At 58.9% G+C, this 20,919-nt stretch carries 23 protein-coding genes; 12 read left to right on the top strand and 11 right to left on the bottom strand.

Going from position 1 to position 20,919, the window contains the following annotated elements:
• Nucleotides 1–80: 80 nt before the first annotated feature.
• The 6 genes from CLR77_RS04135 to mutM form a co-directional block, all read right to left on the bottom strand.
• Nucleotides 81–1,619 carry a phosphoenolpyruvate carboxykinase gene (locus CLR77_RS04135; protein ID WP_097459296.1) on the bottom strand — a complete coding sequence of 513 codons (1,539 nt, stop codon included), beginning with the start codon at nucleotides 1,617–1,619 and terminating at the stop codon, nucleotides 81–83.
• Nucleotides 1,620–2,026: 407 nt separating this feature from the next.
• Complete coding sequence (gene hslO, locus CLR77_RS04130) at nucleotides 2,027–2,881, bottom strand: Hsp33 family molecular chaperone HslO (RefSeq protein WP_097459295.1); 855 nt, start codon at nucleotides 2,879–2,881, stop codon at nucleotides 2,027–2,029.
• A gap of 78 nt (nucleotides 2,882–2,959) precedes the next feature.
• Nucleotides 2,960–3,409, bottom strand: a complete 450-nt coding sequence (gene hslR / locus CLR77_RS04125) for a ribosome-associated heat shock protein Hsp15 (protein WP_097459294.1) — start codon at nucleotides 3,407–3,409, stop codon at nucleotides 2,960–2,962.
• A gap of 76 nt (nucleotides 3,410–3,485) precedes the next feature.
• Nucleotides 3,486–4,145 carry a GMP/IMP nucleotidase gene (gene yrfG, locus CLR77_RS04120; RefSeq protein WP_097459293.1) on the bottom strand — a complete coding sequence of 220 codons (660 nt, stop codon included), beginning with the start codon at nucleotides 4,143–4,145 and terminating at the stop codon, nucleotides 3,486–3,488.
• Between the two features lie 117 nt (nucleotides 4,146–4,262).
• Nucleotides 4,263–4,619 (bottom strand): hypothetical protein, encoded by a 357-nt coding sequence (locus tag CLR77_RS04115; RefSeq protein WP_097459292.1) that lies wholly within the window; start codon nucleotides 4,617–4,619, stop codon nucleotides 4,263–4,265.
• Nucleotides 4,620–5,025: 406 nt separating this feature from the next.
• Nucleotides 5,026–5,838, bottom strand: coding sequence for a bifunctional DNA-formamidopyrimidine glycosylase/DNA-(apurinic or apyrimidinic site) lyase (mutM, locus tag CLR77_RS04110; RefSeq protein ID WP_097459291.1), 813 nt, complete (start codon nucleotides 5,836–5,838; stop codon nucleotides 5,026–5,028).
• A gap of 280 nt (nucleotides 5,839–6,118) precedes the next feature.
• On the opposite strand from mutM, the gene CLR77_RS04105 reads away from it, so the two are divergent.
• The gene (locus CLR77_RS04105; protein ID WP_097459290.1) at nucleotides 6,119–7,297 is read left to right on the top strand and encodes a DesA family fatty acid desaturase; all 1,179 of its coding nucleotides are present in this window, start codon (nucleotides 6,119–6,121) and stop codon (nucleotides 7,295–7,297) included.
• A gap of 64 nt (nucleotides 7,298–7,361) precedes the next feature.
• Here the strand turns inward: CLR77_RS04105 and CLR77_RS04100 are convergent, their stop codons facing one another.
• Together CLR77_RS04100 and rsmD are read right to left on the bottom strand one after the other, a co-directional pair.
• Nucleotides 7,362–8,291 (bottom strand): alpha/beta fold hydrolase, encoded by a 930-nt coding sequence (locus CLR77_RS04100; protein ID WP_097459289.1) that lies wholly within the window; start codon nucleotides 8,289–8,291, stop codon nucleotides 7,362–7,364.
• Nucleotides 8,288–8,941 (bottom strand): 16S rRNA (guanine(966)-N(2))-methyltransferase RsmD, encoded by a 654-nt coding sequence (rsmD, locus tag CLR77_RS04095; protein WP_097459288.1) that lies wholly within the window; start codon nucleotides 8,939–8,941, stop codon nucleotides 8,288–8,290. The genes CLR77_RS04100 and rsmD overlap by 4 nt, the downstream gene beginning before the upstream one ends.
• Nucleotides 8,942–9,190: 249 nt before the next feature.
• Here rsmD and ftsY point away from each other — a divergent pair, with 249 nt between their 5' ends.
• From ftsY to CLR77_RS04055, 8 genes are all read left to right on the top strand, one after another.
• Nucleotides 9,191–10,420, top strand: a complete 1,230-nt coding sequence (ftsY, locus tag CLR77_RS04090; protein WP_097459287.1) for a signal recognition particle-docking protein FtsY — start codon at nucleotides 9,191–9,193, stop codon at nucleotides 10,418–10,420.
• A 48-nt stretch (nucleotides 10,421–10,468) separates the two neighbouring features.
• Entirely contained in the window at nucleotides 10,469–11,161 is a 693-nt protein-coding gene (gene ftsE, locus CLR77_RS04085) for a cell division ATP-binding protein FtsE (protein ID WP_097459286.1), read from the top strand.
• Nucleotides 11,151–12,152, top strand: coding sequence for a permease-like cell division protein FtsX (gene ftsX / locus CLR77_RS04080; protein WP_097459285.1), 1,002 nt, complete (start codon nucleotides 11,151–11,153; stop codon nucleotides 12,150–12,152). The genes ftsE and ftsX overlap by 11 nt, the downstream gene beginning before the upstream one ends.
• 219 nt (nucleotides 12,153–12,371) lie before the next feature.
• Entirely contained in the window at nucleotides 12,372–13,232 is an 861-nt protein-coding gene (rpoH, locus tag CLR77_RS04075; protein WP_097459284.1) for an RNA polymerase sigma factor RpoH, read from the top strand.
• A gap of 153 nt (nucleotides 13,233–13,385) precedes the next feature.
• Nucleotides 13,386–14,300 carry an NAD(P)-dependent oxidoreductase gene (locus CLR77_RS04070; protein ID WP_097459283.1) on the top strand — a complete coding sequence of 305 codons (915 nt, stop codon included), beginning with the start codon at nucleotides 13,386–13,388 and terminating at the stop codon, nucleotides 14,298–14,300.
• A gap of 1 nt (nucleotide 14,301) precedes the next feature.
• Nucleotides 14,302–15,090 carry a hydroxypyruvate isomerase gene (gene hyi / locus CLR77_RS04065; protein WP_097459282.1) on the top strand — a complete coding sequence of 263 codons (789 nt, stop codon included), beginning with the start codon at nucleotides 14,302–14,304 and terminating at the stop codon, nucleotides 15,088–15,090.
• A gap of 225 nt (nucleotides 15,091–15,315) precedes the next feature.
• Nucleotides 15,316–16,005, top strand: a complete 690-nt coding sequence (locus tag CLR77_RS04060) for a winged helix-turn-helix domain-containing protein (RefSeq protein ID WP_097459682.1) — start codon at nucleotides 15,316–15,318, stop codon at nucleotides 16,003–16,005.
• Nucleotides 15,983–17,443 (top strand): ATP-binding protein, encoded by a 1,461-nt coding sequence (locus tag CLR77_RS04055; protein ID WP_097459281.1) that lies wholly within the window; start codon nucleotides 15,983–15,985, stop codon nucleotides 17,441–17,443. The genes CLR77_RS04060 and CLR77_RS04055 overlap by 23 nt, the downstream gene beginning before the upstream one ends.
• Before the next feature lie 58 nt (nucleotides 17,444–17,501).
• Here the strand turns inward: CLR77_RS04055 and CLR77_RS04050 are convergent, their stop codons facing one another.
• Nucleotides 17,502–17,801 carry a hypothetical protein gene (locus CLR77_RS04050; RefSeq protein WP_097459280.1) on the bottom strand — a complete coding sequence of 100 codons (300 nt, stop codon included), beginning with the start codon at nucleotides 17,799–17,801 and terminating at the stop codon, nucleotides 17,502–17,504.
• A gap of 439 nt (nucleotides 17,802–18,240) precedes the next feature.
• Between CLR77_RS04050 and greB the strand changes: the two genes are divergently transcribed.
• Complete coding sequence (greB, locus tag CLR77_RS04045; RefSeq protein ID WP_097459279.1) at nucleotides 18,241–18,741, top strand: transcription elongation factor GreB; 501 nt, start codon at nucleotides 18,241–18,243, stop codon at nucleotides 18,739–18,741.
• A gap of 268 nt (nucleotides 18,742–19,009) precedes the next feature.
• Nucleotides 19,010–19,462 carry a hypothetical protein gene (locus CLR77_RS04040; protein ID WP_097459278.1) on the top strand — a complete coding sequence of 151 codons (453 nt, stop codon included), beginning with the start codon at nucleotides 19,010–19,012 and terminating at the stop codon, nucleotides 19,460–19,462.
• Nucleotides 19,463–19,469: 7 nt separating this feature from the next.
• Here CLR77_RS04040 and CLR77_RS04035 read toward each other — a convergent pair whose 3' ends face one another.
• Both CLR77_RS04035 and CLR77_RS04030 read right to left on the bottom strand, forming a co-directional pair.
• The gene (locus tag CLR77_RS04035) at nucleotides 19,470–19,784 is read right to left on the bottom strand and encodes a site-specific integrase (RefSeq protein WP_097459277.1); all 315 of its coding nucleotides are present in this window, start codon (nucleotides 19,782–19,784) and stop codon (nucleotides 19,470–19,472) included.
• A 141-nt stretch (nucleotides 19,785–19,925) separates the two neighbouring features.
• On the bottom strand, nucleotides 19,926–20,198 hold the full coding sequence (locus tag CLR77_RS04030; RefSeq protein WP_097459276.1) for an acyl-CoA-binding protein: 273 nt from the start codon (nucleotides 20,196–20,198) through the stop codon (nucleotides 19,926–19,928).
• Between the two features lie 219 nt (nucleotides 20,199–20,417).
• On the opposite strand from CLR77_RS04030, the gene CLR77_RS04025 reads away from it, so the two are divergent.
• A complete protein-coding gene (locus CLR77_RS04025) occupies nucleotides 20,418–20,912 on the top strand; it encodes a DUF4442 domain-containing protein (protein WP_097459275.1) in 495 nt (164 codons plus the stop codon).
• Nucleotides 20,913–20,919 lie beyond the last annotated feature (7 nt).

Here is a 20,919-nt window from a genome sequence, read left to right as displayed (position 1 = left end):
ACAAAAAAAGGAAGTCCTCGGACTTCCTTTTTTCGTGGGGGGAATTCGCGGGCCTTCTTGATGAGGCCCTGCGAGGCCGGTTAGCCCTGGAGACGGGGGCCGGCGTTAACGATAGCGTCCGACACTTCGAACTTCTTGAAGTTTTCGACGAACTGAGCGATCAGCTCTTTGGCCTTCTTGTCGTATTCGGCAGGGTCGGCCCAGTTTTTACGCGGGTTCAGCAGATGGGTGCTGACGCCCGGGACTTCCAGCGGAACGTCCAGGTTCAGGTCATCCAGGTGCTCGGTTTCGACGTTGTCCAGCGTACCGTGCTGAATGGCGCGGATCACGGCGCGGGTTGTCGGGATGCTGAAGCGCTTGCCGACACCATAAGGACCGCCTGTCCAACCGGTATTTACCAGGAACACACGGCTGCCGTACTCTTCTACCCGCTTCATCAGCAGCTCTGCATAGACGCTGGGGGGACGTGGGAAGAAGGGGGCGCCGAAACAGGTGGAGAACGTCGATTTCAGTTTGGAGCTGGAACCCATTTCAGTCGATCCTACCAGCGCGGTGTAGCCGCTCAGGAAGTGATAGGCTGCGGCTTCCTTGCTGAGCAGCGAAACCGGAGGCAGGACACCGGTCATATCGCAGGTCAGGAAGATGACGGCAGTGGGTTCGCCAGCGAAGTTCTCCACCACGCGTTTTTCGACATGTTCGAGCGGGTAGGCGCAACGGGTGTTTTCCGTCAGCGAAACGTCTGTGTAGTCCGGCTCGCGGGTGTGCTCGTCGATCACGACGTTTTCGACGATGGCGCCAAAGCGGATGGCGTCCCAGATGATCGGCTCGTTCTTGCGGCTCAGGTCGATACACTTGGCATAGCAGCCACCTTCCAGATTGAAGACGGTACCTTTGGCCCAGGCATGTTCGTCGTCACCGATCAGGTAACGATCCTGATCCGCCGACAGGGTTGTCTTACCGGTACCGGAAAGACCGAAGAACAGGCAGGTTTCGCCGTTCTCGCCAACGTTGGCGGAGCAATGCATCGGCAGGACGTCGTTCGCCGGTAACAGGTAGTTCTGCACCGAGAACATGGCCTTCTTCATCTCGCCAGCGTAACGCATACCGGCGATCAGCACCTTGCGCTCGGCAAAGTTGAGAATGACGCAGCCATCGCTGTTGGTGCCGTCACGGGCGGGATCGCAGGCGAAACCTGGCGCATTAATCACTTGCCACTCACCCTTGCCGGCCGGATTGTAGGTCTCGGGGCGGATGAAGAGGGCGCGTCCAAAAAGGTTCTGCCACGCCGTTTCGGTCTGAACGCGAACCGGCAGGTAGTGAGCAGCGTCGGCACCGACGTGCAGGTGTGACACGAAGCTGTCGCGTTCGCCCAGGTGGGCTGCGACTCGTGCCCACAGGGCGTCGAATTTGTCGGCCTCGAAGGGACGGTTGATCGATCCCCAGTGAATATTGCTGGCAGAGCCTGGCTCTTCAACGATAAACCGGTCCATCGGTGAACGCCCGGTGCGCGCACCGGTTTTGACGACCAGGGAGCCGTTTGCGGCCAGTTGCCCCTCTTTGCGTTCCAGTGCCTGCTCAACGAGCTGCGCCGAACACAGATCAGTATATGTGTTGCTCACTTCGTCCTCGCCCTCGATAACCTTTGGGAATGTTCCGATGCCGGCGTGTCGGCGGACAGGTGGCTTGCATCCTATCCTGGCCAATCACCGTGAAAATCGGATGACCAGTGCCTGTAAAAGGCCTGATCATCATATCTGCACACCATTCATCGGCAGATGGGCGACCCGGCTATGCGGCCGATAAGACAGTCTTCCGTCAGCTGCATGGCCCTGGCCCGTCAACGCGACGCCCAACGCCCAGAAGCATAAAGTTGAATCGGGAGCGATGCCCTGCTAGGCCTGCCGCAGGTGGGACGGACTGACGACCGTCCGGTCGCGTCAAGCGGGGCATTATGCCAGATCTCGCCCACAAATACGACTTCGCGGGCGCTCTGGCGGCGATGTACGGGGTTGGACAATAGGCGGACTCAGTGCACGCTGGGACCGCCGAACAGGCTTTCGATGTCTGCTCTGCGGTAAATATAACGGCGCCCGCAGAACTGGCAGTCGATATCGATTTCCGCCTGCTCCTCAAGCAATGCATAGCATTCCTCTTCACCCAGCGCTTCCAACGCGTTCTGGCTGCGGTCGCGTGTGCAGCTGCAGGAGAATTCAACCGGTGTCGGATCGAATACGCGAATCGGCTCCTGGTGGAAAAGGCGTCGGAGTAAGGTCGTTGGTTCCAGGTGCAGTAACTCATCGGCTGTCGTGGTTTCGGCGAGTTTGAGCAGTCTGGGCCAAAGATCGTGGTCCGGGCCGGCCGCTTCGCCGGGCAATTTCTGCAGGAGTAAGCCACCGGCGCGCTTGTCGTCGGCGAAGAGGAGAATGAAGGTTTCCAGCTGTTCGGAAAGGGCAAAGTAGTCTTCCAGGCAGCCGGCAAGGGTGTCTCGTTCCAGGGGAACGATGCCCTGATAGCGTTGCCCCTGGCGAGGCGCCAGGGTGATCACCAGGCGGCCGTTGCCGATAAGGGTTGGCAGGTCGGTCTGTTCCGGCACGTCGTCGAAGCGGGCGAGGCCGCGAATACCCAGCTTGTGGGTGCACTCCGCCACCAGAATTCGTACCGGGCCATCCCCCTGCGCCTGGAGTGTCAGTAAGCCCTCGAATTTCAGCGTGTTGCTCATAAGCGTGCTGGCGGCAAGGCTTTCTCCCAGTAAACGCGTGATGGGGGCCGGATAGCCGTGCTCCCGTGTCGCGCGTTGAAAGCTGTCATCGAGTTGCACCAGGGCGCCCCGGACATTGGAGTCTTCGAATAGAAATCGTTGGAGCTGGTCTTGGCCGGCCATGAAATAACCTCGTGCATAAAACAGGGAACAGGCAGTGTGACCGGGCGGCCCGGTCGGTTGGGCGGTTTACGTGAGTCGCTACCCTTGGGCGTCATCGCCCTGCGCCTTGAGGCGCTGTATGTCCCGGCGTTGCTTCTTGTTTGGGCGTCGAGCCGGGGGGAGTTGTGAGGCCATGATCATCCGCCGCTGCCAGGACTGTTCTTCGCGTCGGACGACGCTGTCATCGGTCTCACGATAGAGTTGTTGTGCTTCGGGGGCGCCGCGCCGCTGGTCACTAATGGCTTCGACGACAACATCCTTTTCCACAGACCCTACGCGGAGGTGAATTTCCGCTCCAACCTCTACCACTTTGCCGGGTTTGCTGCGGTGACCGTTGTATTCGACTTTTCCACCTTCGACCGCCTGTTTGGCGAGGCTGCGAGTCTTGTAGAAGCGTGCCGCCCACAGCCATTTGTCCAGGCGGACCTTGGGGTCCTCCGCATCGGCGTGGCGGTTGCTGCTGGGCTCGCGGTGACTGGTATTGGACATAGTATCCTGATCAGCTCGTCGTCATCGCCATTATAACGCCTGTCGAAGGCTTGTCGCAGCGTTTCGATTGCGGACCTCAACGAGGCATGATTTCGCCAAAGTCGTGAATGCCCGGAAAGTCGCTGGCTGGCCTGTGGGGGGCCGTGCTGTCGGGAGACAGGATGGTTATCAGGTGGCGTATGCCGTAAGTGCGTGCGCTGGTCAGTACGGGCAAGCTGTCATCGATCAACAGGGTTCGTTGGGGATCGAACGGCTCAGTGTCCTGTAGCGCCGTCCAGAATGCGGGGTTTTCCTTGGGCAGGCCCAAGCCCTTGTCGTGGGTGGTGATCAGTCGCTCGAAATAGCGGTCAAGGCCGGTCTCGGCGATTTTGAGCGACAGGCTCTTGGGGTGGGCGTTGGTGACCAGCACAACCCGCTGTGGTGCTTCTGCCAGCCAGGCGAGAAAGGCTGTGGCCGAGGCTCGGTAGGCGATGCGGTTCCTGACCTCTGTCTTGAGCTGCCCTACGTCGACCTCAAGGCGCTCGCTCCAGTAGTCGACACAGTACCAGTTCAATGTGCCCCGCTCGCAGTCGATCCACCGCTTCAGGTGATCGCGTGCCTTGCTCTCAGGAATATTCTTGATTTCGGCGTAGCGGCGCGGCAGGTGGGTCAGCCAGAAGTGACTGTCGAAATGCAGGTCGAGCAGGGTTCCATCCATATCAAGGAACACTGTGTCGATATCGGACCAGGAAAGCATGACATTGAACCAGACGCAGACGCCTCAGGATGAGGTGTCGTAAAACTTTGAAGAACAGTTTGACGGCCGCCAGGGGCGGCCGTCAAGACATGTCGGAAGGGACGTTGCCGGAATGTCTTACTGTGTGGCGCTGCTGGACGATGGCGCCGAGGCATTGACGACATTGTCGTCGGCGCGACCAGACATCGTGCAGCCGAGGCAGCGCACAAAGGTCGCTTTCGCAGGATCAACCACCAGTACCTTACCTGCTTCGCTGGCATTGCCGCCCAGCAGTGAGAAGGGCAGGGACACCAGGTAGACCGCGCTTCCGGCCACGGTCATGGCCAGCAGGGCCGGACGTGCAAACAGTGCATCGCCGGTCATTGCCAGTGCGGAAGGTGTTTCCTTGACCGTGTCAGCCTGGGAGAAAGACGACAGACTCAGCAGGCAGGCTGCCAGCATTGCGGTCAATGCGCGAGTCAGTTTGGGTGACATGATAATGCTCTCCTGATAAATCCTGATCACAGACGACAGGTAACTTTGTTTTCCGGCCTCGGGTCATGGTCTCTCGTGGCGAGGCGTAGCCCAGCCGGTAACCCCGCCGTATAACCGTAATGTCGGGAATGACTGGTAATCGATACCTGAGTTTTCCGGGGTTGTGCGGCCCCATGTCAATTCAGTATAGCTGCGCCGCAATATTTGGCACGGCATTGATCAAACGGCCACCGGGAATTCCAGTCGTTGCTTTAACTATGGCTCATATTTACGTAATTTCAAAAGAATTTTTGTGACCAAATGTCACTATTGACCGCTTTGGCCCCCTGCTCGCCGTAAATCGTCATGATCTCAAGCTGTTGTGTGGTGGCGGCCAAGAATTCGCACGCCTCCCCGGCAAGGGCGATTATGTCTGGCACTGTTTGCAGAATACGGTACTGCGCTGCCCCAATCGGATTTCGGCAAGGGTGTGACCGCATCGGTAGCAGGCCTGGCCGCCGCGCCCATACACTTGCAGGGACTGACTGAAATAGCCGGGCTTGCCGTCGGAGTTAACGAAGTCTCGCAGTGTGGTGCCGCCCTGGTGGATGGCCTTGTCCAGGACGCTCTTGGCTGCTTCCGCCAGCAGCGTTATACGTGCCAGGGAAATGCGTCCGGCGGGCCGCCGCGGGTCTATCCGGGCAATATGCAGTGCTTCATTGGCGTAGATGTTGCCCACGCCGACGACAACCTGACTGTCCATCAGAAAGGGTTTTATGGCGCTGCTGCGGCCACGGGCGCGGTTATAGAGGTAGGCGCCGTCGAACTCCGGTGACAGCGGTTCAGGGCCGAGATTCGCCAGCAGCGGGTGCACCTGCCAGTGTTCGGCCCAGAGCCAGGCGCCAAAGCGTCTGGGATCGTTGTATCGCAGCAGTTTGCCGTTTTCCAGCACCATCTCAATATGATCGTGCTTCATGCGCGGGCTGTTGTCGGTAATCAGCCGGAGGCTGCCGGACATACCGAGATGAATCAACAGCGTGCCGGTCGCGAATTGTGTGAGTAGGTATTTGCCGCGCCGCTCCACGGCGATCACCGTCTGACCTTCGAGTGTCTCCGGCAGCTCGGTGGGGACGGGCCAGCGCAGTCGGGCGTCATGGACCCGGAGCTGTCGAATGCGGACGCCTTCGAGGTGTGGGGCTATGCCCCTGCGCGTGGTTTCAACTTCAGGTAATTCGGGCACAATGGGCTCTCTAAAGACCAGAGTTGCCCAGCTTTATCGAAGGTTGTGCGCCTGTCAACGACGTTGGCGCGTAAGGGTGGTTCCTGTGCGGCCTGCAGTTGGTCAAGGTGTCGCTATTGTCTATTATTTATGCAGTGGCGAAGGGTGGCCGCGGGTGGAAAATTGTAACGAATGGGGCCTTTAGGTTGTTTCAGCGTACAGGTGTACGCTAATATCGTCGGGTGAAGTACCGGATAAGGGTATATGCCGGTCCGGCACTCTGAAAAGTGAGGAATATTGCATGTGGTATAACGGTCTCCTGGACCTCTCCGTCTGGCAACTGATACTGGTCGCGCTGGGTCTGACGCACGTCACGATCGTCAGCGTCACTGTCTATCTGCACCGACATTCCGCGCACAACGCTGTCGATCTACATCCGGCGCTGGCGCACTTCTTCCGCTTCTGGTTGTGGCTGACCTCCGGGATGGTCACCAAGGAGTGGACGGCAATTCATCGTAAACACCACGCCTTTTGCGAAACAGAAGAAGATCCACACAGCCCGGTCGTCAAGGGCTTTAATGAAGTGATGTGGCGCGGCGCCGAGTTGTACCAGGGCGCGGCCACTGAAGACACCCTTAATCGTTACGGTCATCGCACGCCCGACGACTGGATGGAGCGGAACGTCTACACCGGGCGTCGGGAGTTGGGCATTATCCTGATGGCGGTGATCAATCTGGCGCTGTTCGGTGTCAATGGTATCTGGATCTGGGCCCTTCAAATGATGTGGATTCCGTTCTGGGCTGCCGGCGTCATCAACGGTATCGGCCACCATTGGGGTTACCGTAATTACGAGTGCACCGATAACGCCCGTAATATTGTGCCCTGGGGCATCATCATCGGTGGTGAAGAGCTGCACAACAATCACCACACCTTTCCCAACTCGGCCAAGCTGTCGCGTCGCTGGTGGGAAGTGGATCTGGGGTGGGGCTGGATTCGCCTGTTTCAGTTATTTGGGTTGGCGAAACCCAAAGTCGTCGGCCCTATTGCCCACCAGATTCCGGGCAAGCAGGAGGTCGATGTGGAAACCGTTCAGGCAATTGCCAATAACCGTTTCCAGATCATGCGGCAATATCGCAAGCGGGTGCTGGAACCGGTGTTGCGTCAGGAAAGCACCGGTATGGAGAAGGATGCCAAGTCTCTCTATCGCCGCGCCCGTAAGCTGCTGTACCGTGAGGTCACGCTGATCAAGCCCCAGGAACAGAAGCGCCTGGAGGAAATGCTGCAGCAGAATCAGGTGATTCGCCTGATTTATGAGAAGAGTCATGAGCTGCAGGTGATCTGGCAGCGCCGCTCCGGACTGCGCCCGCAAGACAAGCTCAATGCGTTGGCCGAGTGGTGTAAGCAGGCGGAAGAAAGCGGCATTCGCTATCTGGAAGAGTTTGCTGCGTCTCTGCGCAGTTATGCGTTACGTCCAGCTTGATAGCGGAATGTTGACGTTTTGATCAAAAAAGGCACCCGAGGGGTGCCTTTTTTGTTTTGTGTGCTCAGTCGCCGTGAGCCTTCAGGAAATCCAGGAATTCATCTGCCGTTGCCAGGGGCTGCTCCAGCATGGGCGCATGCCCGGTATTCAGAATCTTGACCGTAACGTTCGGCAGGCCTGCCTGCAGGACGCGAACGGCTGTTGGGTCGATGATGTGGTCGTGCGCTCCCCAAATGACCAGTGTGGGCATCTTGATGGCGGGTAACAGGGGTTCAAGGGCCAGGTAATTGTCTTTCAGGTCGTTAAAGATCTTGTCGTTGAAGGGCGCGTGGGTGATGGCTTCGTCGGCAAAGTATTTTTTAAGGGGTGTCGGCAACCAGGGTTGGCGGTAGAAAACAAGATTCAGCAACCGGTCGAAATCGGCATTGTTATGCACGACCAGGGGGTTCCTGCCGGCTTCGAGGTCCTTCATGAGTACGCTGGGGCGCGGTGTCGTGATGCCGCCGGTGTCGATAAGGGTGAGGGTTTTTACCCGGTCGGGGTAGCGGGCAGCGAAGTCAGCCGCTATCCAGCCGCCCATGGAGTTGCCGACCAGGTGTGCCTGCTTGATGCCCAGCCGGTCCATAAAGGCCCGAACCCGCTCCACCTGATGGGCGATATCGTAGTTGTCCGAGGGTACCTGGCTGCTGAGGCCGAAGCCGGGCAAGTCCGGTGCAACAACGCGATAGTGTGTCGTCAGGCTCCGCGCCATACGTGGCCAGCTATATAGGTCTGCAGCAAAGCCGTGTAGCATCAGCACCGTTTCGCCGCTGCCGCCGATAGCATAATGGATGCGATGATCGCCGACCTGTATGTTCTCGGTGTGCAGATCGGCTGCCGCCAGTTCCGCGTGACGGGCCAATGTGGCTACAGTGCCGGGGAAGCCGTAATACAGGGTGCCTGCGACCAGGGCGATTACGATCAGTATGAGTGCGATGAGACGGGTGGCCTTCATGGCGTGGTTCCTTCCTGGGGCTGAGAGGGGATCTGGTAGAGCGTATACACGACCTGGCCGGCTTCCTTGCGACGATATGACTGCCAGCGGGGGGGAACCGAAGGTGTGACTAGCTCCCGCTCATGTTCTATGTAGACCCAGCTGCCGGGATGGACCCAGCCGCCGGATTCCAGCAGGGGCAGTAACCGTTCCAGCCAACCCTGGCGGAAAGGCGGATCGAGGAAAATAATGTCGCAGGCTTCTGTGGCGCCCGCCCGGAGATAGGCCAAGGCATCGCTGGCGATGACTGTGGCGCGTTGATCGTCGGCGAGTCCGAGCTGGTTCAGGTTATGACGCAGCGCCTGGACCGACTGGCTGTTAGCGTCGACAAAGGTGGCGCTGCTGGCTTCGCGGGACAATGCTTCCAGTCCCAGGGCTCCGCTGCCGGCGAACAGGTCCAGGCAGCGGCTGCCGGGTACGTAGGCGGCAAGCCAGTTGAAGAGGGTTTCACGTACACGGTCCGGCGTCGGGCGCAGGCCTTCCGTGCAGGGGAAACTGATCTGGCGGCTGCGCCACTGGCCGCCGATAATGCGTAACCGCGACTCGGCGGCCGTTGCATCACGCCTGCCGCGGCCGGGTCGTTGGGATTTTTGGGGTCTGGGTGGACACATGGTCAAACTCCGTTCGGCTAGGTTAGGGCCGGGATGGTTTGGACGGCCCTCGAACCGCCCGTTAGAATACGCGACATTCATGCGGTATGGCACCGCATTCGGGGATGCTTCGTGGCACTCAGTGTCGTTGAGGCCGCTCCGGATAGCCCTTTGCGCCGTGAAGGCGACCCGAGTGCTGTTCCGGTCTCGGGTCGAAGGGCGGTCTCCTCCTGCCTCCGGTAGATAATGTGTAACGACGGAACCTGAACGATGACTGAACAGTGGATAACGCTTGGCCTGCTGATCCTATTGGTCCTGGCTTTCGCGATAGATGTGGCGGTTCGCCGCCGGCAGCGGCCCCGTCCGCCGCGTGTCACCCAGCGTCCTCCCGAAGAGGCGCCGGGGGCGAAGCCGCTAGAGGGTAAAGCGCAGGCACCTGTCGAGCAGGTGCCGACCGCGAAGGCTGAGCCGGTCGAGGAGCCGAAGGTCGCTGAACCGGCAAAGGAAGCGCCGGCAGCGGTTGAGGAAGCCCCGGCTGTCGAGCCGGTAGTGGCGGAGGCGCCGGTCGCGGAGCCGGAGGCGGAAGTCAGTCTCTTCCAGCGTATGCGTCGTGGCCTGGCCAAGACCCGAGGCAACCTGTCCCAGCAGTTGGCGGGGTTGGTGGGCGCCGGCAAGCGTATCGATGACGACGTTCTGGAGGAGATCGAGACGCTGCTGCTGATGGCTGACGTCGGGGTCACTGCAACGACTGAAATCGTCCAGTCGTTGACCGACAAGCTGGAACGTAAACAGTTGAAAGACGGCGAAGCCGTTCAGGCGGCATTGAAGGAGGAGCTGCACCGTATCCTCGAGCACAGCACCTCGCCGCTGCAATTGTCTGCAGAGAAGAAGCCTTTTGTGATCCTGGTTGTCGGGGTCAATGGTGTCGGCAAGACCACGACCATCGGTAAACTTGCGCGACGCTTTCAGTCCGAAGGCAAAAAGGTCATGCTGGCGGCCGGAGACACCTTCCGGGCGGCGGCTGTCGAACAGCTACAGGTCTGGGGCGAGCGTAATGAAGTGCCGGTCGTCGCACAGCATACCGGGGCTGACAGTGCTTCCGTCATTTTCGATGCTGTCCAGTCCGCCCAGGCGCGGGGTATCGATGTCGTTATCGCCGATACTGCCGGTCGTCTGCAGAATAAAGACAACCTGATGAGCGAATTGCAGAAGGTGGTCCGGGTGATGAAGAAGCTGGACCCGGAGGCGCCGCATGAAGTGATGTTGGTACTCGATGCGGGCACCGGCCAGAATGCGTTGAGTCAGGCGCAGGTCTTCCAGCAAGCCGTGGGCGTCTCCGGCATTACGCTTACGAAGTTGGACGGCACGGCCAAGGGGGGAATTATTTTTGCCATTGCCCGTCAGTTACAGCTGCCGATCCGTTTTATCGGTGTTGGCGAGCAGATCGAGGATCTGCGTCCATTCATCGCAGAGGAATTCGTGCAGGCTCTCTTCGATTGACGGCCGGAAGACCGGCCCGGAGAGGCCGGCCAGTGACGGGATGTTTCAATGATCCAGTTTGAGCAGGTCAGTAAGCGTTACGCAGGCGGGCATACGGCGCTGGAGGCGGTCAGTTTCCATCTGGATCGGGGCGAAATGGCCTTCCTGACCGGCCACTCAGGTGCGGGGAAGAGTACCCTGTTGAAGCTGGTCATGCTGATGGAACGCCCGTCCGAGGGGCGCGTTGTCGTCGGCGGCCAGTACCTCGATCGGGTGCCGCGCCGCCAGATTCCCTATATCCGCCGTCATATCGGGGTGGTCTTCCAGAATCACCAGTTGCTGTTCGACAGGACCGTCTTCGACAACGTGGCGTTACCGCTGGAGGTGATGGGTGTGTCGCCCCGGGAAATAGGGCGGCGCGTGCGGGCGGCGTTGGACAAGGTGGGGTTGCTGAATAAGGAAAAACTGAATCCGGTGCACCTGTCCGGTGGTGAGCAGCAGCGTATCGGGATCGCTCGTGCGGTCGTCAACAAGCCGCCAGTCCTGTTGGCGGACGAACCGACCGGTAACCTTGACCCCGAACTGTCCGCGGACATCATGCACCTGTTTGAACAGTTCAATCAGGTGGGTGTGACGGTGTTGATTGCCAGTCATGATATTTCCCTGATCCGCCATCTGGGGCGGCGGGTATTGACGTTGCACAATGGCCACCTGGTTCAGGGTGACGTCATGCCGGACGAGGAGGCGATGTATGGCGACTGAACCCCGTCGTGGCAGTGAGCAGGTGCGGACGGGGCAGCGTGGCGCCGCCGTTGCCCGAAACCCGGTGCGGGATCTGTTCGACAGCTATCTGGCCCACCACCGCAAGAGTGCGGCAGGCAGCCTGCGTCGCATGCTGCGCGCGCCGGTCGCCAGCCTCATGACGTGGCTTGTCATGGGGATCGCATTGGCGTTGCCGGTAGGTCTCATGCTGGTGCTGGGGGCGGTTCAGTCGCTAAGCAGCGGCTGGGATCAGGCGGCGCGGATCAATGTTTACCTGAAGGCCGATGTCGACAGCAATCAGGCGCTGCAATTGGTGCAGACGCTCAAGGCGCGCCCGGCCATCGCGGATGTGGAATACATCAGCAAGGCGCAGGCCCTGGCGCGCTTCCGCCAATCCTCTGGCCTGGGGGACGCACTGGATTATCTGCAGGAAAATCCACTGCCGGACACGCTGGTGGTTTCTCCCATGGATATGATGAGGAACGCCGCCTCGTTGAAAACGCTGGTGCAGAGCCTGCAGGCTCTGCCACAGGTGGATAGTGTGCAGGTGGATCTTGCGTGGCTGGAGCGCCTGAACGCCATTGCCGGCGTGCTGGTCAATGCGATCTGGATTCTGGGGCTGGTCCTGGCGGCAGCAGTGGTCCTGGTGATTGGGAATACGATCCGGCTGGCCATCGAGAACCGGCGCGATGAGATCGTGGTCGCCAAGCTGGTCGGTGGCACCGACGCCTTTGTCCGGCGACCATTCCTGTACACCGGCCTCTGGTATGGGCTGGGCGGCAGCGTTGTGGCCATGCTGCTGGTGGAGGTGGCGCTTGCCTGGCTGAACGAGCCGGTCTCCCATCTGGCGTCGCTTTACGGGAGCCGCTTCGAGCTTTCCGGTCCCGGTTTTTCCGGGAGTCTCGGGCTGTTGCTGGTCGGCATGCTGTTTGGCTGGCTGGGCGCCTGGTTTGCGGTGAAGCGCCATTTGCGGGCCATCGAACCGACCTGAAGGCGTGCCGGGTTGTGGTTTGCCCGTATTGAACTCTGCGCCTGACGTGCTATGAATAGTAATCAATGAAATGAACGACTAAGCACGTCCCTCCCATTGCTTATTTATTAACTGTTTGAAATTAAAGAAGTTAAAAGGCTTTTGGGGAACTAATGTGCATGCTGGTTGTCGAAGCCGGCAAATGATATAGTCAGCGGTTGCTGAGTTGTGGAGGCAAGAATGGGAAACCAATTACTGGTAGTGGACAAACTGATTCCGGGTGGAAACGTCGAGTCCTATATCCAGGCGGTCAATACCATCCCGATGCTCAGCGCGGAGGAAGAGCGCGAACTGGCACAGCGTCTGCACCAGGATAACGATCTTGAGGCGGCGCGTCGTTTGGTCATGTCGCATTTGCGCTTTGTCGTACACATCGCGCGGAGCTATTCAGGATACGGTCTGGCGCAGTCGGACCTTATCCAGGAAGGTAATGTCGGTCTGATGAAGGCCGTAAAGCGGTTCAACCCCGAATTTGGGGTGCGTCTGGTGTCCTTTGCGGTTCACTGGATCAAGGCAGAAATTCACGAGTTTATCCTGCGCAACTGGCGCATTGTGAAGATCGCCACGACCAAGGCCCAGCGTAAGCTGTTCTTCAATCTGCGCAGTGCCAAGAAGCGTCTGGCCTGGCTGACCAACGATGAGGTCACGGCGGTTGCGGAGGATCTCGGTGTCGAGCCTCGGGTCGTGCGCGAGATGGAAGGGCGACTGGCCTCGCAGGATACGGCGTTCGATGGCCCGATGGACGACGATGAGGATCAGGCATGGCAGGCTCCGGCCTACTACCTGGAAGATCGTCGGTACGATCCGGCCCAACAGGCCGAGCAAGCCGACTGGACAGAGGATTCCAACACCCGTCTGCTGGAGGCTCTCGAGGCGTTGGATGAACGTAGCCAGGATATCCTGCGCCAGCGTTGGTTGGCTGAGAACAAGGCAACGCTGCATGAGCTGGCTGCCAAGTACAGTGTGTCTGCTGAGCGTATCCGCCAGTTGGAAAAGAATGCAATGAAGAAAATCCGCAAGCAGATGGATGAAGCGGCCTGATCCCGTTTCAACGATCGCTTCGGTAGTAATAAGGGCCGCTCTTACGAGCGGCTTTTTTATGCCGAACGTGCAGTGCCGTCCCCTGATGCTTTATCGCACTTTGTCCCGCCCGGTATGATGGGCTTCTCGTTGAGCTGAAGAAGCCTCTGAATCATGACGATACGACCCCATATTGCCTTTTTGGGCATAGGCCTGATGGGCCGGCCTATGGCGGAAAACCTGCTGAAGGCCGGCTTTCCAATGACGCTGTGGAACCGCACGGCAGCCAAGGTGGCCGATCTGGCCGGCCGGGCGCATGTGGCGGGGACGCCGGGTGAGGCCGTGGCTCGGGCTGACATCGTGATCACCATGCTGGAAAACGGTCCGGTCGTCGACGAGGTGTTGTTTGGGCTGGGCACGGCGTCCGCCATCCGGCCTGGTGCGGTGGTCATCGATATGAGTTCGATTCCGCCGGCGTTGGCGAGGGAGCATGCTGCCCGGCTCGATGGGCAGGATATCCGCTACGTTGATGCGCCGGTGTCAGGGGGTACCCACGGCGCGAGGGCCGCAAATCTGAGCATTATGGCCGGGGGGCGTCATGAGGATATCGATGAGGTGATGCCGGTGCTGGAATGTCTGGGGCGGGTGACTCGTATCGGCCCCGTCGGCGCGGGCCAGTTGGCGAAACTGGCTAACCAGGCCATTGTCGGAATCACTATCGGCGCGGTATCTGAAGCGTTGCTGCTGGCCGCCAGGGGCGGGGCAGACCCAGCGGCGGTCCGTGAGGCGTTGATGGGTGGTTTTGCATCCAGTCGGATTCTGGAGTTGCATGGCGAGCGCATGATCCAGCGTCAGTTTCAGCCGGGCGCTCCAGCCCGTATCCAGCTCAAGGATATGCGCATGGTGCTGGATGAGGCTCGCCTCGAAGGGTTGACGTTGCCCTTGGCGAGCAGGACCTATGAGGCGTATCTGGCGCTGATCGCGGAGGGCAAGGGAGAAGTGGACCACAGCGGCCTGCTCCTGCAACTGGAGGCCCTCAACCAGGTCCATATGGGTGGCAAGACCCCTCATCGGCATGAGGAATCCTGAAATGCCCCGTCTCGCAGCCAATCTGACGTTATTGTTCAACGAACACGACTTCCCCGATCGCTATGCGGCGGCACGTGCTCAGGGCTTCAGGGGGGTTGAGTGCCTCTTCCCCTATGCCTGGAGTGCATCCGATCTTGCCGCACGGTTGGGCGATCAGGGGTTGACCCAGGTGCTGTTCAACCTGCCGGCCGGCGACTGGGAGTCCGGTGAGCGAGGAATCGCCTGCCTACCTGGCCGGGATGACGAGTTCCGGCGGGGTCTGGAAACGGCTGTCGGTTATGCCAAGACACTTGCCTGCAAACGTTTGAACTGCCTCGCCGGTGTGCGGCCGGCAGACCTTGACCCGGGGCGCGCCCGCGATACGCTGATCGCCAACCTCGATTGGGCGGCAGCGCAGCTTGCCAGAGAGGGGATCGAGTTGGTCGTCGAAGCGATCAACAGCCGTGTCGATATGCCGGGCTTTCTGCTCGATACCTCTGCCTCGGCGCTGGCGGTGATGGATGCTGTCGGTAGCGACAACCTGCGTTTGCAGTACGATATCTACCATATGCAGATTATGGAAGGCGATATCCTGAGGACCCTGGCTTGCCATTTGCCGCGGATCGGGCATATCCAGTTCGCGGATAATCCCGGTCGGCATGAACCGGGGACCGGTGAGCTGAATTATGAACGGATTTTCGAAGCGCTGGATGAAATGGGTTACGATGGCTGGGTCAGTGCCGAGTATCGGCCGTCCACCACGACGGTGGCTAGCCTGAAAAGTCTGTCCCGCTGGCTGGGCGCTTTCTAGGCGGGAAATGTCGCCATTACAACATCGTAACTGGGCTTACGTGTCGCCAGAAACTAATCTTCGTTCTGGATTGGTGAAAACTTGTCCATTCTTTTTTGCCCGGTGACCTGGTCATCGGGTAACCATTCAGCTTCGAAAAGATGGCTCATTACGATGTTCGATGTTAGCGTGACAACGACACAGCGTAACTTCGGTGTAGAGATTGAACCACGGGGAGACAACGGCGTGCGCGTATTGGTGATCGAAGATGATCAGGACGTGGCGAGCTATCTGCTCAAGGGGCTCAAGGAGTCTGACTTCGTCGTCGACCATGCGGCTGACGGCAAGACCGGCCTTTTACTGGCGGCGGGTGAGTCCTACGACATCATGATCGTCGACCGCATGCTGCCGGGTATGGACGGCCTGAATATCATTAAGACGATCCGGGCCACCGGCAACAAGACGCCGGTTCTGATTCTGAGCGCCCTGGGTGATGTCGACGACCGGGTGGAAGGATTGCGTGGCGGTGGCGACGATTATCTCACCAAGCCTTTTTCCTTCACGGAATTGCTGGCCCGGATGGAAGTGCTGCTGCGTCGCAACCGGCAGTCCTCTGAAACGGAAACCGTGCTGCATGTGGCGGACCTGGAGATGGACCTGCTGGCGCGTACCGTCAAGCGGGCCGGCCAGTCGATCGATATCCAGCCTCGCGAATTCCGTCTGCTCGAATACCTGATGCGGCATGCCGGTCAGGTGGTCACACGGACCATGCTGCTGGAGAAAGTCTGGGACTATCACTTCGATCCTCAGACCAACGTCATCGACGTGCATATCAGCCGCCTGCGAGCGAAGATCGACAAGGGATTCGAAAAACCGTTGCTGCATACCGTCAGGGGTGCAGGGTACATGTTGCGTGAAGATTCTCAGTCAGCTTAGGACGTCTACCTTTCAACTGGCTTTACTGTACATGGTGGTTTTCGCCACGTCGGTTTTCCTGCTGCTGGCTTTTATTTATTGGCGCACTGCCGGTTTCATGACCGGCCAGACCGACCAGACCATCGAGGCGGAGATCACCGGGCTGGCGGAGCAATACCGCAGCCGCGGAATCAACGGTCTTATAGCGATCATTCGCGAGCGGGTTGCCCGCGACCCCAACGGCAAATCCCTCTACCTGTTCACCACGGGTGACTACATCAAACTGGCCGGAAACCTGTCCGCCTGGCCCAACAAGGTCCAGGTCAACAACGGCTGGATCAATTTCATGCTCGACGACCAGGTCGGTTGGATGGGGAAACCGCATCTGGCGAGGGCCAGGGTCTTCGAGGTGCAGGGCGGCCTGCGCTTGCTCGTAGGCCGCGACGTCCAGGAGTTGATGACGCTGAAGCACCTGATCGAGCGGGCTGTCGATTGGGGGATGGGTATTACGCTCGGCTTGGCCCTGGTGGGCGGCTTCATGATCAGTCGTAGTACCTCGCGACGGATCGAAGTGATCAATCAGACATCGCGCCGCATCATGAACGGGCACCTGGCCCTGCGAATACCGACGCGGGGAACGGGCGATGACTTCGACCAGCTGGCAGAAAATCTCAACCAGATGCTGGATCGGATCGTTCACCTGATGGAAGGCGTTCGCCACGTTTCCGACAGTATTGCCCATGACCTGAGAACGCCGCTGACCCGGCTGCGGACCCAGTTGGAAAATACCCTGCTGACGGTGCAGGATGAAGGTGCCAGGGATCAGGTCGCGCGGGCGGTGTCGGAGGCAGACCAGTTGCTGGCGACATTCAATGCCCTGCTGCGTATTGCGCGTCTGGAGATGACCGGTCGCTCCAACGATAAGGCACCGCTGCAACTGGGCCCCCTGGTCAAGGATGCCTGTGAGCTGTACGAGGTGCTGGCAGAGGAGAAATCCCAGTCCCTGGTGTTGGATATCCGGCAGGACGTGATGGTGGAGGCGGACCGTGATCTGCTGTTCCAGGCAGTCAGCAACCTGATCGACAATGCCATCAAATATACGCCTGAAAACGGGACGATCGACATCATGGTCGGCCAGGAGGGCAATGATGCCCTGTTGGAGGTGGCGGATAGTGGTATCGGGGTGCCGGACAGCGAGAAAAGTAAGGTTTTCGAGCGCTTCTATCGGGTCGCCAAAAGCCGCTCCTTACCGGGTAACGGTCTCGGACTCAGTCTGGTCAGTGCGGTGGTAGACATGCATCAGGGCCGGATCGAGCTGGCGGATCACTATCCCGGGAAGCCGCAGCCAGGGCTCAGTATTACGGTCCGCCTGCCACGCTTCCGGCCGGCGCGAAAGCGGGACCTGCTCCTCCCCGATAAAAACGCATCGCCACAGGACACGGAAGCAGACCGGGCCTGATAAACGCAAAACGGAGCCTTTCGGCTCCGTTTTGCATCTTACCCGACAGGACGTCGATTTAGACTTTCAGGATGCCGCGTACGCTGGCCATGGTGGACCGTGCCGGTTGCAACACCAGGTCAACACCGCCCATCGCCAGGCTTTCAATTTTGTCGAAGGCCTGCGCAAGCTGGAATTTCCGGTTTTCGAAGCGGGCTTTCAGACTGTCCGCCTCGCCCTCGAAATACTTCTGCTCGTTCATCAGGTAGGCGATCACGGTGTGTCGGTTGACCTTGCTCGTGATACCGAGGGAATCCAGACGATAGCCGATATCGTCGAGCCCGATGAGTGCGCGCTCCAACAGCTTGTTCATATCCATAGCGACTCCCCTTTGTCGATGTGCTTGAAGTGGTGGATGACAGGCGTTGTGAAAAGGCGTCCGCCGTTGCCGCTAGCAGCCTGACATGCGATGGGCGCATCGTAAAAAGAAAAAATAGAGTGCACAACCTACTTCACCTGGCGAACGCCTTTTGTCCGATCAGCATCTTACTAAAGCGTAATCGTGTGGCCACCGGGAGGTAAGGCGTGATCCGTAAGATAGATACTGCAAGCAAGGTCGTCACTACTTCACGATTCTTGTTCTGTGCTCTCTGATTGTTATTTGCTCCCTCCAAGACAGCGCTAGCCTTACCCCGCTCCTGCGGGGTTTTTTTTTGCCAACCTGCGATACACTGGCGGGCCGAAGCCTGGTTGATGGCAAGGGCTGAGGGTGCAGAGCATGCGCCGAATTTTCCGTAGACCTGGTCGAAGAGTCCGCAATGAGCCGATACCGTCCTCCCCAACCGCGTAGTGCACGCTATATCACACCCGAAGGTGCCAAGCGCCTGCGCGAGGAACTGCAGTACCTTTGGAAGGAGGAGCGACCGAAGGTGACGCAGGCGGTGTCCGAAGCCGCGGCACTGGGCGACCGGTCCGAGAATGCGGAATATATCTACGGCAAGAAGCGGCTTCGCGAAATAGACCGGCGAGTGCGCTACCTGACGCGGCGTTTGGATGAACTGAGTGTGGTGGACACCTTGCCGGAAGATCGCTCCCGGGTTTATTTCGGCGCCTGGGTCACCGTGGAGGATGAGGAGGGTGAAACTGCTACCTGGCGCCTGGTGGGACCGGACGAATTCGATCTGGAGAAGGGCTATCTGAGCATCGATGCGCCAATGGCTCGAGCGCTTCTGGGCAAGCGGGTCGACGATGAAATTCGCGTGGCAACGCCGCAGGGTCAACAGCTCTGGTATCTTGTTGAGATTCGCTATGAGGGGTAGCGTTTGCGTCGTGCGGGCAAAGCGGCAAGGGCGGCGACTTTTGCTGGCTGGCTCGAAAGGACAAGCGGTGGGCATTGCAGGCGGAACTTCAAACTTTGATAATGGTCACATTCTGTAACATTTTCTAATGAACTTGCTTTAACCGGTTATAAAATGTTCAGACGGCTATTTTGGTGAGAGCGTACCAATTGGCGTGGTGGACGGTAGTGATGATCGGTTAAGCCGTGCTTGAGGATAGGTTCGAACATCGTAAAACAGGGATCAGGCCATGAAACCGTTTCGAAAAGCACTCCTTCTCACCTCGCTGGGGCTTATGCTGGCCAGCGCCTCCACCGCCACCCTGGCGGATAGCAAGTCGCAGGACGTGCAGAAAGATGGCCCTTTCAAGCATAAGAAACTGAGTACTCTCGATACGATTCCGTTCAAACCGATGGATAAGACGGCGCTTTCCAATGCGGTGATCGAAGGCGGGCTTGAAGCGCCGGCTGCGGGTCTGTCGCAAGAGCCTCGAATCGTGTCGGAAGATCAGCCAGGTGCCGATCCGCTGGCGTTCCAGAACAAGCAGCAACGAGACGGTTCTACGGCACCAACTTTTCCTGTGACCTTCAACTATCGCGATCCTCGCTCGGTCCCCGGGGTCACGTTCACCGATGAACACAGCCTGCAATTACCCTCCAACCGGGTTTACCAGACCTCGCATTACAACGTTATTTCGCGTTGATGCTTGATCAGCCGGCCTGGGCGGCCGGCTGATCAACTGGCTGTCCGAGTACGCGTTCATAGAAGAAAGCCAGCGCTTGCTGTGCCTGGTTTATTCGCGCCCTGGACGCACTGAGGCGTCTTTCCAGATAGTCGAGAAACTGTTGCCGGTGGCTGGGCGCAAGCTGGTTTGCGTCGATCAATCCGTGATAGAGGATAAAGCGCGTGATCCAGTGGAGGTAAGTCTGCTGGGTGCGCTGATTGAGATGCAGGGGTTGCAGCGCACCGTATACCTCAGCCAGGAGGCCAGAGCGGCTTTGCTCGAGGGCTTCTGTCATGTCCATGGAAATTGAGTCCTACTGCGTTGTTATTGTTATGCTGCCTGTCGTCCATGACAGTGCGCTTAAAATCCCTGTAAAACATCAAAAATAGTTGGGGCGGCCCGAAACGGCGGCCGCCAGGCATGAAGGTGCCCCCTACTGGGGTTACCGGTGCTTCTGGCGGAGTTCTTCCAGGCGGTGGACATAGCGTTGCATGGCCTCGTCTGCGGAGAGGCCCTTGACCTTGTCCCAGGCATTGTATTTGGCGCGTCCGACGATATCCATCATGCCGGGCTTCTTGCCGCTGACATCACCTTCGGTTGCCTGCTTGTAAAGCGCATAGAATTCCAGCTTCAGCTCGTTGGAAGGCTGAAAGTCGCCCTCGGCGGTTTGGATGTAACGGACGGCGTCTTCGAATTGCGCTTTAAGGTCGCTCATGTTTCTTTCCTTTTTTGCGAGAGGGGTTCCGTCAAACCTGTTTCGGGCATGTGGTGGCTGCCAATCCGTTCAAACAGGCAGCAGCGGACATCTAAGCCGAAAGTCGTATTATATCGGGGACTGTGGCACCCGTCATGGTCACAGTGACCGGCCATTCCGGTCATTCGGCAAATCGGTTAGGCTTGGCTCCCTTTTCCGATCCCTGAAAGAGTCCATCTCATGAGTCAGGATAACAAGCTCAATCGTATCGTCAGTAAAATCAATCTGTTGCCATCGCCAGCCAGAACCCGGGCCTTGTCGTTGTTCTTCGGCAAGATGGTGCCCTTTACCGGCACCGCAGGTATCCGGATCGAAGCGTTGACCGATCAGCGCTGCGTGATAAGCCTTGCCAACCGCCGACGCGTTCGCAACCACATCGGCAGTGTGCATGCGGTGGCCTCGTTGCTGATTGCGGAGTCGGCCACGGGATTTCTGGTCGGCATGAATGTACCGGACGACCGGGTGCCGGTGATCAAGACAATCAAGGCAGATTTCGTCAAACGGGCCGGCGGCGACATGCGGGTTACCGCGACCTTGAGCGACGAGCAGGTGCGTTTGATCCGCGAAACCGAGAAAGGTGAGACGCCGGTGCAGGTCGAAATTCAGGATGGTGACGGTCGTGAGCCCATTCTGATCGAGATGATCTGGGCCTGGACACCGAAGCGGCGCTCCTGACAGCGTT

Origin of the sequence: Mangrovitalea sediminis (assembly GCF_002514725.1) — a bacterium.
Taxonomy (GTDB): domain Bacteria; phylum Pseudomonadota; class Gammaproteobacteria; order Pseudomonadales; family Oleiphilaceae; genus Mangrovitalea; species Mangrovitalea sediminis.
The sequence above is the reverse complement of the archived record's forward strand: the minus strand, read 5'-3'. Positions and strand labels throughout refer to the sequence as shown.